The sequence below is a fragment of the Microbacterium sp. M genome, from assembly GCF_045181065.1.
In the GTDB taxonomy this organism is placed as follows: domain Bacteria; phylum Actinomycetota; class Actinomycetes; order Actinomycetales; family Microbacteriaceae; genus Microbacterium.
Genome location: NZ_CP173721.1, coordinates 1355966 through 1369988 on the forward strand (window position 1 = coordinate 1355966; position 14023 = coordinate 1369988).

The window sequence follows — 14023 nt, forward strand, 5'->3', positions numbered from 1 at the left end:
GCTGGCCAGGCCATGCCAGCCCGACTTCATGCCGTCATCGTCGCGCGATCCGGCGCGACCGCCCGTGCGCAGTTGCTTCGAACGATCGATGCGCTCGCCGCCCAGACCCGTCGCCCTGACGCGGTCACTCTCGTCGTATGCGGTGATGTCACGACCGCCAGAGAGAGCCCTGGGGTCGCTGCGATCGCGGACGCCATCATCGAGGCGCGCCAGACGACATCCTTCGCGGATGCGGTCGCGCTCGCTGTGGCGCGGGTTCCCGATGACAGCGCGCTGTGGCTGCTCACGCATGACAGCGCTCCGGCGCCGCGTGCGCTGGCCCAGCTCGCCGGCGCACTCGAACGGTCGCCTTCCGCGGCGATCGCCGCTCCGAAGCTGATCCGTCAGGACGACGACCGAGAGATCGTGTCGTTCGGCGTGACGATGACGACGTTCGGTCGCTCGGTGGAACTGGCCGCGCACGAGCTCGACCAGGGCCAGCACGACGGTGCCGATGAAGCGCTGGGCTCCGACATCCGCGGCGTCCTGATCCGAGCAGAGGTCCGCGAGCACCTGGCGATCGACGATGCGCTCGTCGGGGCCGACGAGGGGCTCGACCTCGGCGTCCGCGCCAGGCTCGGGGGCGGCCGGGTCGTGCTGACCGCCGATGCGCGCATCCGTGTCGAACCGGATGGTCCCGCTGCGCTGCCGCAGCGCCCGTCGCAGCGCGCCTACGTCACGCGATCGGCCCAACTGCATCGTCGCCTCGCTTACGCGCCAGCGCCCGTCGTGCCGCTGCACTGGCTCTCGTTCCTGCCTCTCGCGCTGTGGCGCACGATCATGCACCTCATCGGCAAGCGTCCGGCCGCGGTGCTTCCGGAGTGGGCGGCGGCTGCGACCGCGATGGTGCGCTTCGGCGCCGTGGCCAGAGCGCGCGGCAGGATCCGTGCGTTCCGCTCGGCGGGCTGGTCGAGCATCGCACCGCTGCGCGTGACCGGATCGCAGCTGCGAAACCGCCTCGATGACGGCCATGGCAGTGAACGCGGTGCTGTCAGCGAGTTGCGCTTCTTCTCCGGAGGCGGCGCCTGGGCCGTGCTGGCTGCTGCGATCGTCAGCGTCGCGGCGTTCACGTCGCTGCTCGCGTGGCAGAACGTCTCCGGCGGCGGTCTGCTTCCGATGCGCGACACCTTCGTCGGTCTCTGGGAGGATGCGGCGTGGGGCCTGCGCGGCCTCGGCGTCGCGGTGACCGGTCCTGCTGATCCGTTCGCCGCCGTGCTGGCGATCCTCGGGACGCTGTGGCCGGCCGGACCGTCCTTCTCCCTCGTCCTGCTGTGGCTGCTCGCCCTCCCGCTCGCGGTGCTGGGCGGGTGGTTCGCGGCCACTCGCGTGACCGATCGCTCGGGGCTGCGCATCTTCGTCGGAGTCGCGTGGGCGCTGGCGCCGACGTTCCTCACCGCGCTCATCGAGGGCCGTCCGGCCGCAGTGATCGTTCACCTGCTGCTGCCGTGGCTCTTCCACGCCGCCACCGTCGCGCATCGATCGTGGGGCGCCGCGGGCGCAGCCTCGATCCTGCTGGTCGGCGTCGTCGCATCGTCTCCGTCGCTCGCGCCGGCGCTGACCGTGCTCTGGGCGATCGCGCTCATCATCGTGCTGGCGCAGCGCCGGTTGCGCGGCGCGGTGCGCATCGTGTGGCTGCTGATCCCGACGCTCGCGATGTTCCTGCCCCTCGCGCTGCGGCGCCTCGCGGACGGCGATGCACTGGCGATCTTCGCCGACCCCGGCTTCATCTGGCAGTCCGCGCAGGCGCAGGCGGATGCCGCGGGGCGGATGCTGCTCGCGACCGGATTCCCGACCGCCGACCTCGCCGGGTGGGCGCTGATCCTCGACCCGGCGGTCGCCGCGTGGGCCCCTCTGCTGCTCGCCCCGCTGACGCTGCTCGCACTGGCATCCGCACTCGCGCCGCGCTGGCGCGCGGGCTTCGTGCTCCTGGCGGTGGCCGTCGTGGGCCTGGCGACGGCGATGCTCGTCGTCGGCATCGCGATCAGCTTCGCCCAGGGCGTGCCCGTCGCGATCTGGCCAGGTGCCGCACTGAGCCTGGCGTGGATCGGTGTGGTCGGGGCGGCGGCCGTCGCCCTCGACACTCTGATCGCGCTGCCGCGGCTGCGCACGATCGCCGCGGTGGTCGCCGGCCTCGCTCTGGCCGTCGCCGCCGTGCCGGCGCTGACCGCCGTGCATGCCGGACGCAGCGTGCTCGTGGAGGGCTCGGGGAGCACGCTTCCCGCGCTGATCGCCGCCAACGCCCGTGGCGATCGGGATCTCGGCACGCTCGTCATCACGCCCCTCGGGGAGGACAGCGCCGCCACCCGCGTGGTGTGGGGCGCCAGCGAGACACTCGGCGCGCAGACCACTCTTCTCAGCACGGCGACCGAGGTGCAGGGCACCGACGTGAGCGCCCTCGCCGTGGATCTCGTCTCCACGCGCGACTTCGACGCCGCAGCCGAGCTGGCGGACCTGGGCATCGACTTCGTCCTGCTGGACGAACTGCCGGCCGGAGCGGATGACGGCGCCGAGGGTTTCCGGCTGGATGCCGTGATCGCACTGGATCAGCGCACCGGATTCGTCCGCGGCGGCGACGTGACCGGCATCGGCGTGCTCTGGAGGCTGGAGCAGTCCGGAGCCGACGGCGCCGCGAGGGCCGACCAGGCCGGCGACGATCAGGGAGTCTCACGATCGGTGATGACGCTCCAGCTCGTCGTCGTGCTCGCAGCGCTGCTGCTCGCCGTACCCACGCGAGCATCGCGTCGTGCGTCCAGGGCGATCTCGCGCGTGGTCGGCAAGGCACCGGAGGAGCCCCTGACGCCCGTGCGGCGCCACGGCGGCGATGCTGCGCACGAGGAGGCGGATGCCGCGATGGATGAGCACCCGGACGGACGCGCCGAAGAGACGCGACGCGCAGACGAGTCGCGGGCGGACGGCGCGCCGGACGGTGCGGATGCCGCAGCGCCGGAACGCTCCGACGGGCTCGCACCGGACCCGGCCGAGGAGCAGGGGACATCGGAGTCGGAGGCGGCGGAGCCTGATCCCGAGTCCGGCGCCGATGAGAAGCGCGAGGAGGACCGCTGATGGCCACGAGCAGGAAGGCGATCACGGTCGTCGCAACGGGTGCCCGGCTGCTGGTCGGGGCCGTCGTCGCGGTCGGCTGCGTCGCCGGCGTCGCAGCCGCGATCGTGGCGCCATGGCCCGCGGTCGAGCACACCGCAGCGTCCAGCCGTGTCACGACGGTGCCCGGCGACCCGCTTCTCGTGTGCACAGGGCCGTTCCGTGCGCTGGGGCGCGATTCCCAGAGCGCCGATCAGATGCAGTCCGCCGGCGATGCGCAGATCACGGTCGACGGTGAGCCGACGGCACCCGAGCAGAGCACCATCGCCACTCCGGATCTCGTCGGCGGTGTCGGCGCATCCGTGTTCACGGGATCCGTCGAGGGCCGCGAGAGCGCGGAGATCGCGGCATCCGAATCGATCGCCCTCGCGGAAGAGGATCTGACCGGTCTCGCCGCGGCGTCGTGCGCGCCGGCGACCACCCAGTCCTGGATCGTGGGCGGATCGGTCGAGACCGGCGCCAACGATGTGCTGGTGCTGTCCAATCCGGGATCCGTACCAGCCACCGTGACACTGGAGGTCTACGGCGGGTCCCCCAACCCGACTACGAGGGTGATCCCCGCCGCCACGCAGATCGCGCTCCCGTTCGCGTCCATCGCCGCGGATGCTGAGGATCCCGTCGTGCGGATCACCGCGGAGGGCGCCCCCGTGCGCGCCGTCCTGCAATCGGCGCTGACGCGCACGCTCGACCCGGCCGGCGCCGATCTGCAGGGCACGGCGATGGAGGCATCCGGCGTCCTGCGCTTCGCCGGCGTCCAGGTCGTCGCCCCGACCGAGGGGACCGCGACCGACGCCGTGCGGTTGCTGTCCATCGACGCCGACACCGTCGCGCAGGTCGTCGTGCGGGATGAGGCAGGCGACGTGGCTTCGGAGTTCACGGTCCCGCTCACGGCCGCGACACCGCTCGACGTCGCCCTCGCCGACCTCGAACTCGGCACGTACAGCGTCGAAGTGACGGCGGAGACCCCGCTGGTCGGCGCGATCTGGCAGAGCGAGGGAACCGGGCCCGGGATGGACTTCGCGTGGATGACGCCGGCGCCGACGCTGGCCGAGGCGCTGTTCGCGGTACCGGCCGGGCCGTCGCCGAAACTGCACCTCGTCAACAGCACCGATCAGAACGTCACCGTGCAGCTCTCCGCGGTCGGGGGAGCCTCACGCGACGTCACCGTGCAGGCCGGTTCGTCCGAAGCGCTCGTCGTGCGCGATGACACCGTCTACCGGCTGGTCGCGGACGGAGATCTCACCGCGGCCGTGACGATGGCGGCCGCAGGACGACTCGCGGGTTGGCCCGTGGTGTCGGGAGTGAGCGCCGATCGGGAGATCACGGTCTACCCGTAGCTCCCACGAGCGGTCAGCCCTCCGGACCCAGTTCCCACGGATCGCGCCCGACGAACTCGGCTGCGGCGCGGAACACCGCGCTCTCGATCGAGATGCGTCGATGTGCGGCGTCGTCATGGCCGGGGGGCAGGAGCCGCTCGATCGGGATGCGGTACAGCACGATCCGGCGCGCGTCCTGATCGATCGTCCATCGGGGAACGTCGCCGGACTCGTCTTCGCCGATCGGCATCGCGCCGATCTCGAACCGCACGTCCTCGAGTTCCGGCCACGTGCCGCGCAGAAACTCGACAGCGGTGCCGACGGCCAGATCGAACCGATCGATGCGTCCGTCCAGCGGCGGCAGAGGCGGGCGGACGACCTCGCTGCGCCCGAGACGCCCGTGTCTGCCGTGCCTGGCGCCACGGCGGGGCACGGTGCGGGGAAGACGGCGACGGGGCATGACGAAAGTCTAGGCCGCTGGGCGCGGCCTCCGCTCGAGAGCGGCGAAGAGGCATAGCCTGACGGAGATGGACGAACGACTCTGCTCGAAGGTCGGCTGCGCACGCGAGGCCGTGGCCACGCTGACCTACGACTACGGTGACCAGATGGCCGCGCTCGGTCCGCTCGGCGGATCCCGGCATCCGAACGCCCACGATCTGTGCGCGCAGCACGCCGACCGGCTTTCGGTGCCGAGCGGATGGATCGTCGTCCGTCACGAGGCGCTGCGGGCCTGACGCCGCCGTCTCGACCGGCGGGAGCCGTGCGACGCGCCGTCGGCGCGGATATGTACCGGGAAAACAGTTTCCCGCTATCCTGATCCGGAGTGCGTCACGGCGGCGCACCCGGAAAGGCAGTTGCCGTGGTCGTCTGGCGTCGCTGGGTCCTCCCCATCCTCCTGCTCATCGTCTTCGGCGCCTGCGCTGCGGCGCTCGTCAAACTGGCGTTCTTCCCTGACAGCTCGACCGCAGCCGTCGTCTCGCCCGAAGGCGGAGTCTCCGACCCGGTCATCCCGGTCGAACGCGGCTCGGTGGTCAACGCGCTCTCGCTGCCGGCCAATGTCGCGCGAGACGAGTCCTTTCCGCTGCGCGGCGACGTGAACGGCACGGTCACCGCCGTGCACGTCACTGACGGCGCCACGGTCGCCGCAGGCCAGGTGCTGTTCACGATCAAACAGGACGACCCCAAGAAGAACGTCGACATCGTCGCCGCAGAGGCGGGTGAGATCTCCGAGATCGCGCTCGTCAAGGGGCAGATCGCCACGGTAGGGGAGCAGATCGCCACGCTGAGTCCCGCCCGCTACCACGTGCTCGCCACGGTTGATCCTGTGCAGCTCTATCGCCTGGTCGGAGCGCCGAGCGAAGCGACGATCACGATCACCGGTGGTCCGGCTCCGTTCGTGTGCACCGGTGTCCGCGTCGAGGTCTCGTCCGAGGGAACCGCGAGCGTCCGCTGCGCGGTGCCGGCCGATCAGACGGTGTTCGCCGGTCTCCCCGCACAGCTCGACCTCGCCCTCGGGCAGGTCGACGACGCGCTCGTGATCCCCGTGACGGCCGTCCAGGGCGGCTCCGGTTCCGGCGTCGTGTGGGTCGATGCGGGCGATGGCAGCGAGCCGGAGGAGCGTCCGGTGACCCTGGGCGTCAACGACGGCACCACGGTCGAGGTGACCGAAGGACTCGCCGAGGGTGACAGCATCCGACAGTTCGTCCCCGGCTTCGTCGCGCCGGTCGAAGAGTTCTGCTACGAGGTGCAGCCCGGCGTCGAGCAGTGCGAAAGCGGGACGAGCTGGTGACCCTCGTCGCCCTTGAAGACGTCACCAAGAGCGTCAGACTGGCGGACGATTCCACACTGGAGATCCTTCGGGGCATCAGCCTCGAAGTCGGCGCCGGTGATCACGTGTCGATCGTCGGCCGGTCCGGCTCCGGCAAATCCACTCTGCTGAACATCCTCGGGATGCTGGATGCGCCCACCAGCGGATCCGTATCGTTCGAGGGGCGGCCGGTGAAGAAGATGCGCACGGGACGGCTCGACCGGCTGCGCGGGGCGAACGTCGGCTTCGTCTTCCAGCAGTTCAATCTCCTCGCCGGGCGCACGGCACTCGAGAACGTCATGATGCCGCTCGGACATGCCTCAGGGCGTCTGTTCTGGCGGCGCCGGGACATCGCCACCGACATGCTCGAGCGCGTCGGGCTCGGGCACCGGATGGACCAGGTCGCTGATCGCCTGTCCGGCGGAGAGCAGCAGCGTGTCGCCATCGCGCGCGCCCTGGTCCGAAAGCCCGTTCTCATCCTCGCCGACGAGCCGACCGGCGCGCTCGACATCGACACCGGAGCCTCGGTCATGGCTCTGTTGGACGAGGTGGCGACGGAGACGGATGCGGCGCTCGTCACGATCACGCACGACCTCCACGTGGCTGCCCGCGCACGACGTCACTATCGACTGGATGCCGGGCTGCTGGCACCCGCAGATCTGACGCGTGCGTTCGAGGCGTCCACGCTCGCCGAGTCGGTGCCTGCGGCAGAGCCGGAGCCGAGGCTGCAGCCGATGGTCCTCCGCACGGCCGCCGAGACGGATGTCGCTCCGGCCGAGGAGGTCGCCTCGTGACCGGGGTCCTCGGGGCGCTCGCTGATGCCTGGGCCGAGATCCGCGTGCACAAGCTGCGCGTCCTGCTGAGCCTCATCGGCATTGCGGTGTCCGTCGCCGCCCTGACTGCGGTCGTCGCGTTCAGCGAGCTCCAGCAGCAGTACCAGGCCGAGCAGTCCGACCGCTGGGGCGGTCGCGTCGCGACCATCGCGGTGAACGTCTACGACGAGACCGGCGACCCGGTCGACGTCGATGATTTCGACGCGCGCTTCGAGCGCGTCAACGAGCGCTTCGGCTTCTCGCACACGTCGCGCAACGTGCAGGGGATGATGCTTCCGGTGCAGCTTCCGGAAGGGGTGGCGGAGATCCCGACACGGCTGATCGATGCGGCCTTCCCGCTGATCCACCGCGAGGAACTGCTCGAGGGGCGCTGGCTCAGTGATGACGACGTGCAGGCGCTCGCACCGGCGGTGGTGATCAGCGAGCCGCTGTGGGACCGCCTCGGCAGGGTCGCGCTGTCTCAGCATCCGCTTCTCACCGTGTCGGGCCCCGCCGGCGGGACGTACCAGATCGTCGGAGTGACACCCCGGCAGGGGATCTGGGACGAGGAATCGCGCGTCGACGTCCTCTTCGATGCCTATCGCGCCCGCGTCGACAGTCTCCCGGAGGGCGTGACGCCGGTCTACGAGGTCTGGGTCGGCGCCGAGCAGGCGGCCGAGGTCGGCCCCGTGCTCGCGATGGATCTGCGCGCGGGGCTGCCCGAAGGGCAGCAGCTGTCGGTCAATCGCACCGACTGGGCGTCCCAGTCCGGCAGCCAGGAGGCGGCACGGATCTTCGAGCTCATCACGGGCGGCATCGCGGTGCTGATCCTCGCGCTCGGCGCGCTGAGCCTGATCAACATCCAGCTCGTCGCGATGCGTCAGCGCGTGCGCGAGATCGGCGTCCGTCGTGCCTTCGGCGCCACCGGAGGACGAGTGTTCACGAGCGTGCTGCTGGAGAGCCTCGTCGCCACCACCGTGGCCGGCATCATCGGCATCGCCGTCGTGGTCGCGGTGCTGCGCTCGGACTGGATCGTCGCGAGCATGTTCCCCGGCATCCAGGACGTCCCGCCGTTCCCGATGCGCGCGGCCGTGACCGGACTTGTCGCGTCGGTCATCGTCGGGGCCGTGGCCGGATTCATCCCGGCGCTGGTGGCGCTGCGGGTCAAGGTGATCGACGCGATCCGGTTCTGACGCCGGGCCGGCGCGCGAATCAGACGCCGATCGAGCGTCCCGTCAACTGCTCGGCCCGTGCGTCGGCGATCTGCAGTCCGCGCAGCTCTCGCCGCCGGCGGATCACCGTGACGGCCGCGAGAACGTGCTCGGGCGGCGCGACGGGTCGCGGGGAGACGTAGTCGGCGGCCTCCGCCACGAGCTGTTCCGCGATCCGAGCGCGAGCCTGCGGCATCATCTGCGGCGCCGTCCGCAGGAACTGCGAGATCCGCCGGGCCAGCCGGTCGGGGAGTCGGGCGACATCGGCGATAGCCGCCCACTCCGCGAGCGCAGGGGGCATTGCGGGTTCGTGCGGCTCGAGCTTCGGGGTGCGCACCCGCTGACTGTACGTGCCGGCGACGAGGTCGCCCAGTCGCTGCGAGCGGGCCGTGAAGGCACCGGTGAGCAGCGCGATCGAACCGAAGGTCATGTAGATCTCGAGCACGCCGAGCAGCGCCCGGATGAACGCGTGCCGGAATCCGGTCGCGCCGCCGTCCAACCGGACGATCCGGCCGCCGACCGCGAGTTTGCCCAGGCTCCGCCCGCGCAGCGAGACCTCCATCGCCACAGGAACCACCACGAAGCACACGACCAGGGATGTGACGTTGAGGATGCGGTCGATCGCATCGTCGATGAGCCCGGCATCCAGAGCCCAGATCCGCAGGAACATGAACAGGATGTAGAGCGCGAACGACAGCACCATGTCGATGAATGCGCCCATGACGCGCAGGAAGAAGCCGATCGGCTGCACGTCGATCGCGACGGCCTCGCCGGAGAGGATCTCTTCGGCTGACTCGATCGGCGTGGACATGAGTACAGTAAATCAGGTGGATGCCGACGCTCTGAGCGATGCGCGCCGGGCGGAGTGGGCGCGCCTGGACGAACTGAGTCGTGCCCGGCTCGAGGACGGCGACCACGTCGACGAATTGATCGTGCGGTACCGCGCGGCATCCGCGGACCTGGCAGAGCTGAAGACGTCGGTCGGAGAGTCGCCGCAGAGCGCCTACCTCTCGACGATCCTCGCCAGGGCGCGACTGCGGCTGACCGGCGCCGGAGACAACGTGCTGACGCAGATCACACGGTTCTTCGTGGATCAGCTCCCCGCCGCGCTGTACCGGGTGCGCTGGACGACTCTCGTCATCGCGATCGTGTTCATCGCGATCACGGTCGGGACGGCGGCGTGGATCTCGGCCGACCCGAATCTGGTCGCCACTCTCGGGACTCCTGAGTTCCTCGCGGAGTACGCCGAGGAGAGCTTCACCGACTACTACACCGAGAACCCCGCCGCCGTGTTCGCCGGAATGGTGTGGACGAACAACGCCTGGCTGGCGGCGCAATGCGTGCTGTTCGGGGTGACCGGCATCTGGCCGATCTACATCATCGCGCAGAACGCCGTCGGGCTCGGCGTCTCGGGCGCCGTCATGGCGGCGCACGATCGCGCCGACATCATGGTCCTGTACATCCTCCCGCACGGGATGCTGGAGATGACCTGCCTCTTCGTCGCCGCCGCGGCAGGACTGCACGTGTTCTGGGCATGGGTCGCGCCGGGGCATCGCACGCGCGGCGAGGCGCTCGCGCAGGAGGGGCGATCGCTGGCCACCGTCGCGATCGGCCTGATCTTCGCGCTGTTCCTGTCCGGACTCGTCGAAGGCTTCGTGACCGGCTGGTCGCTGCCATGGCCGATCAAGATCGGCATCGGTGCCGCAGCGCTGGCGGTCTTCCTCATCTACATGCTCGTGATCGGCGGGCGTGCGCATCGCCGAGGGCAGACCGGAGACCTGCTGGAGTACGAGGCCGGTACGCCGCGCCTCGTCGCGGGCTGAGCGGGCGCGTTCGCGGCTCGGCATCCGTTCCCGTCGCGAATTCTGCCGCTCTCACCGCGGCGGGGCGGCAGGAACGGCGACCGGAATCGCGGCGCACTCCGCGGAAGCGCCGCGCCACGGCATCCGGAGCATGCGAAAGGGGCCGGCGCCGAAGCGCCGACCCCTTCGCGGGGACCGTCAGGCCTTCTTGGTGCTGTCGAACAGCGCCTTGTAGGCGAAGCCCGCGATGAGGGCTCCGACGATCGGGAACACGAGGAAAACCCACAGCTGCGACAGCGGGCCGACGCCGCCGTAGATCGCCGCGGCGATGGAACGCGCCGGGTTCACCGAGGTGTTGTCGACGGGGATGCTGATGAGGTGGATGAGGGTCAGCGTGAGACCGATCGCGAGACCGGCGAACGGCGTGCCGCGCTTGGAGTGCGTGGTGCCGAGGATCACGAACAGGAAGATCGCGGTCAGGATGACCTCGGCGATGATCGCCGAGCCCAGTCCGAATCCGCCGGGGGAGAGTTCGTCGAAGCCGTTGCTGGCGAAGCCGGCGTTCTGCGCTCCGGTCAACCAGCCGTCGGGGCCGAACTGTCCGATGAGGAACAGCAGGGTGCTCGCCACGGCGCCACCGACGACCTGAGCCACGATGTACGGCAGGACGTCCTTCCAGCCGATGCGACCGGCCGCCGCTGCGCCGAGGGTGACGGCCGGGTTGAAGTGGCCGCCCGAGATCGGTCCGAACGCGTACGCGCCGACGACGACGGTGAGACCGAAGGCGAGCGCGACCGCGCTGTAGACCGCGGCGTTCGGGGCGGGTTCGGTGTAGAGGTTGGAGGCGAACAGCGCGGTGCCGACGCCGCCGAAGACGAGAAGGAAGGTGCCGAATCCCTCGGCCGCGAGCTTCGCGCCGAGGGTGGGCACAGCCGACGTGGAATCACTCATGATCTGTGTCCTTTCGCATGACCGGCCCAGCTGGTCCGGCGCACCATATGATTCCGCTGTTCACAGAGAACTCTCAGAAGGCGCGCCGCGGGATCGGCGCGTCGAGACTTTCTTGAATGAATCAAAACAAGTAGGATGGACGCATGACGCTCACCACTTCGGATGTCGACGACGCGATCCGCGCCGCCGGTCTGCGAGTGACCGAATCCCGGCGCGCGGTGTTCGACGCGCTGCGTGCGCACCCGCACGCCAGCGCCGATGAGATCCACGCCGCGGTGCGGCCGCTGGTCGAGTCCACGAGCCTGCAGTCCGTCTACAACGCGCTGGGCGACTTCGCCGCCGCCGGCCTCGTGCGTCGCATCGAGCCCGCCGGCCACCCGATGCTGTTCGAGCTGCGCGTCGACGACAACCACCATCACCTCGTGTGCACCCGATGCGGTGCGGTCGAAGACGTCGACTGCGCCGTAGGGCACGCCCCGTGCCTCGTCCCGAGCGATACCCACGGCTATCGCGTCGCGGTCGCCGAGGTCACGTACTGGGGCCTGTGCGCGGCATGCGCGACCGAAGACCCCTGATCCTCCATTTCACCCCTGCCCTCACATCGGAAGGACAACCATGACCGCTCACGAACAGGTCCCGGGTATCGGTGACGACGTCACCGGAATCGACCAGTCGAAGACCGTCACCGACGAGCCCGTCGAGCCCAGCGAGGCCGGCTCCTGCCCCGTCATCCACGCTCAGCCGCATCCGACGATGGGTTCGGCCAACCGCGTGTGGTGGCCCGAGCAGCTGAACCTCAAGATCCTTGCGAAGAACACCGCCGAGCGGAACCCCCTCGACGCCGGCTTCGACTACAAGGCCGCCTTCGAGGCGCTGGACCTGGATGCTGTCAAGAAGGACATCGAGGAGACCATCACGACGTCGCAGGCCTGGTGGCCGGCGGACTTCGGCCACTACGGCCCGCTGATGGTGCGCATGGCGTGGCACAGCGCCGGCACCTACCGTGTCACGGATGGCCGTGGCGGTGGCGGCACCGGGCAGCAGCGGTTCGCACCGCTGAACAGCTGGCCCGACAACGTCGGCCTCGACAAGGCGCGTCGCATCCTGTGGCCCGTGAAGAAGAAGTATGGTCAGTCGCTGAGCTGGGGCGATCTGATGATCCTGGCCGGCAACGTCGCACTCGAGTCGATGGGCTTCGAGACCTTCGGCTTCGGCGGCGGACGCATCGACGCCTGGGAGCCGGATGACGACGTGTACTGGGGCCCGGAGACCACGTGGCTCGGCGACGAGCGCTACTCGGGCGACCGCGACCTCGAGCGCCCGCTCGCGGCCGTGCAGATGGGACTCATCTACGTCAACCCGGAGGGCCCGAACGGCAACCCGGACCCGCTCGCATCGGCCCGCGACATCCGCGAGACCTTCGGCCGCATGGCGATGGACGACGAGGAGACGGTCGCCCTGATCGCCGGCGGGCACACCTTCGGCAAGACCCACGGTGCGGCGCCCGACTCGAACCTCGAGGAGAACCCCGAGGCCGCCGGTCTCGAGCGCCAGGGCCTGGGGTGGAAGAACAACCACGGCACAGGGAAGGGCGACGACCAGATCACCAGCGGCCTCGAGGTCACCTGGACCTACCACCCGACCCGGTGGGACAACGAGTTCTTCCACATCCTGTACGCGTACGACTGGGAGCTGTTCCAGAGCCCGGCCGGCGCCAACCAGTGGCGTCCCAAGAACGGTGCAGGCGAGGACATGGTGCCGCTCGCGCACTCGAACGGCCGCCGGGAGCCCCGCATGCTCACCAGCGACCTGGCGCTGCGCTTCGACCCGATCTACGGACCGATCTCCGAGCGCTTCAAGAACGACCCCGAGGCGTTCGCCGACGCGTTCGCGCGTGCCTGGTTCAAGCTGACGCACCGCGACATGGGTCCGCGTGCCCGCTACGTCGGCGCAGAGGTTCCGGCTGAGGAGCTCATCTGGCAGGACGTCGTGCCGGCCGTCGACCACGCGCTCATCTCGGACGCTGATGCCGCTCTGCTCAAGGCCAAGGTGCTGGAGTCCGGGCTGTCGGTCGCCGACCTCGTCTCGGTCACGTGGGCCGCGGCATCCACGTTCCGCGGCAGCGACAAGCGCGGCGGCGTCAACGGCGCCCGCATCCGTCTCGCGCCGCAGAAGGACTGGGAGGTCAACGACCCGCAGCGCCTTGCTCGTGTCCTGAGCGTGCTCGAGGGCATCCGCGCCGAGTTCAACGACGCGCAGACCGGTGACGTCCGCGTCTCGCTGGCCGACCTGATCGTGCTCGCCGGCAACGCGGGTGTCGAGAAGGCGGCGAAGGATGCAGGAGTCGACGCCGTCGTGCCGTTCCACGCCGGACGCACCGACGCCTCGCAGGAGCAGACCGACGTCGCGTCGTTCGCGTTCCTGGAGCCGGCGGCCGACGGGTTCCGCAACTACGTCTCGAAGGACGTCGCAGCGATCCCGGCGGAGCACCTGCTGCTCGACAAGGCGAACCTGCTGACGCTGACTGCGCCCGAGCTCACCGTCCTCGTCGGCGGACTGCGCGTGCTCGGTGCGAACTGGGACGGATCGCAGTACGGCGTCTTCACCGAGACGCCTGGTGCGCTCACGAACGACTTCTTCGTGAACCTGCTCGACCTCGGCACCACGTGGAAGCCGCTCGACCCCGGTTCGCACGCGTTCGAGGGGCGTGTCGACGGCTCGGACGAGCTCGTCGGCCGCGGTACCCGCGTCGACCTGCTGTTCGGCTCGAACTCCGAGCTGCGCGCGATCGCCGAGGTGTACGCCTCGGATGACGCCAAGGAGAAGTTCGTGCGCGACTTCGTCGCCGCGTGGGGCAAGGTCACGGAGCTCGACCGCTTCGACCTCGTCTGATCCCGGTCTCCGAACGGCCCTCGCCTCGCGGCGGGGGCCGTTCGCCGTTGTGAGGAACTGGTGCTTCCTACTTGCATGTCCGGGTTGGTGCGGG

The 14023-nt window shown here is 70.0% G+C and carries 12 protein-coding genes; 9 read left to right on the forward strand and 3 right to left on the reverse strand.

The annotated features are described in order from the left end of the window. Positions 1-12: 12 nt before the first annotated feature. On the forward strand, positions 13-3102 hold the full coding sequence (locus tag ACI7YT_RS06385) for a glycosyltransferase (RefSeq protein ID WP_406249626.1): 3090 nt from the start codon (positions 13-15) through the stop codon (positions 3100-3102). Beyond that, positions 3102-4475 carry a DUF5719 family protein gene (locus tag ACI7YT_RS06390; RefSeq protein WP_406249627.1) on the forward strand — a complete coding sequence of 458 codons (1374 nt, stop codon included), beginning with the start codon at positions 3102-3104 and terminating at the stop codon, positions 4473-4475. The genes ACI7YT_RS06385 and ACI7YT_RS06390 overlap by 1 nt, the downstream gene beginning before the upstream one ends. A 13-nt stretch (positions 4476-4488) precedes the next feature. Here ACI7YT_RS06390 and ACI7YT_RS06395 read toward each other — a convergent pair whose 3' ends face one another. Then, positions 4489-4914 carry a hypothetical protein gene (locus ACI7YT_RS06395; protein ID WP_406249628.1) on the reverse strand — a complete coding sequence of 142 codons (426 nt, stop codon included), beginning with the start codon at positions 4912-4914 and terminating at the stop codon, positions 4489-4491. A gap of 67 nt (positions 4915-4981) precedes the next feature. Between ACI7YT_RS06395 and ACI7YT_RS06400 the strand changes: the two genes are divergently transcribed. The 4 genes from ACI7YT_RS06400 to ACI7YT_RS06415 all read left to right on the forward strand — a co-directional run bounded on the left by ACI7YT_RS06400 (position 4982) and on the right by ACI7YT_RS06415 (position 8266). Next, positions 4982-5188, forward strand: coding sequence for a DUF3499 family protein (locus ACI7YT_RS06400; protein ID WP_376177182.1), 207 nt, complete (start codon positions 4982-4984; stop codon positions 5186-5188). Positions 5189-5313: 125 nt separating this feature from the next. Then, positions 5314-6243 (forward strand): efflux RND transporter periplasmic adaptor subunit, encoded by a 930-nt coding sequence (locus ACI7YT_RS06405; protein ID WP_406249629.1) that lies wholly within the window; start codon positions 5314-5316, stop codon positions 6241-6243. After that, the gene (locus ACI7YT_RS06410; protein WP_406249630.1) at positions 6240-7055 is read left to right on the forward strand and encodes an ABC transporter ATP-binding protein; all 816 of its coding nucleotides are present in this window, start codon (positions 6240-6242) and stop codon (positions 7053-7055) included. The genes ACI7YT_RS06405 and ACI7YT_RS06410 overlap by 4 nt, the downstream gene beginning before the upstream one ends. After that, positions 7052-8266 carry an ABC transporter permease gene (locus tag ACI7YT_RS06415; RefSeq protein WP_406249631.1) on the forward strand — a complete coding sequence of 405 codons (1215 nt, stop codon included), beginning with the start codon at positions 7052-7054 and terminating at the stop codon, positions 8264-8266. The genes ACI7YT_RS06410 and ACI7YT_RS06415 overlap by 4 nt, the downstream gene beginning before the upstream one ends. 19 nt (positions 8267-8285) lie before the next feature. Here the strand turns inward: ACI7YT_RS06415 and ACI7YT_RS06420 are convergent, their stop codons facing one another. Next, positions 8286-9095, reverse strand: coding sequence for an RDD family protein (locus ACI7YT_RS06420; RefSeq protein ID WP_406249632.1), 810 nt, complete (start codon positions 9093-9095; stop codon positions 8286-8288). A gap of 16 nt (positions 9096-9111) precedes the next feature. On the opposite strand from ACI7YT_RS06420, the gene ACI7YT_RS06425 reads away from it, so the two are divergent. After that, on the forward strand, positions 9112-10107 hold the full coding sequence (locus ACI7YT_RS06425; protein WP_406250512.1) for a stage II sporulation protein M: 996 nt from the start codon (positions 9112-9114) through the stop codon (positions 10105-10107). Between the two features lie 177 nt (positions 10108-10284). Here ACI7YT_RS06425 and aqpZ read toward each other — a convergent pair whose 3' ends face one another. Beyond that, entirely contained in the window at positions 10285-11037 is a 753-nt protein-coding gene (aqpZ, locus tag ACI7YT_RS06430; protein ID WP_406249633.1) for an aquaporin Z, read from the reverse strand. Between the two features lie 143 nt (positions 11038-11180). Here aqpZ and ACI7YT_RS06435 point away from each other — a divergent pair, with 143 nt between their 5' ends. Together ACI7YT_RS06435 and katG are read left to right on the forward strand one after the other, a co-directional pair. Next, positions 11181-11612 carry a Fur family transcriptional regulator gene (locus ACI7YT_RS06435; RefSeq protein ID WP_406249634.1) on the forward strand — a complete coding sequence of 144 codons (432 nt, stop codon included), beginning with the start codon at positions 11181-11183 and terminating at the stop codon, positions 11610-11612. A gap of 40 nt (positions 11613-11652) precedes the next feature. After that, complete coding sequence (gene katG, locus ACI7YT_RS06440) at positions 11653-13929, forward strand: catalase/peroxidase HPI (protein WP_406249635.1); 2277 nt, start codon at positions 11653-11655, stop codon at positions 13927-13929. The last annotated feature ends 94 nt before the right edge of the window (positions 13930-14023 follow it).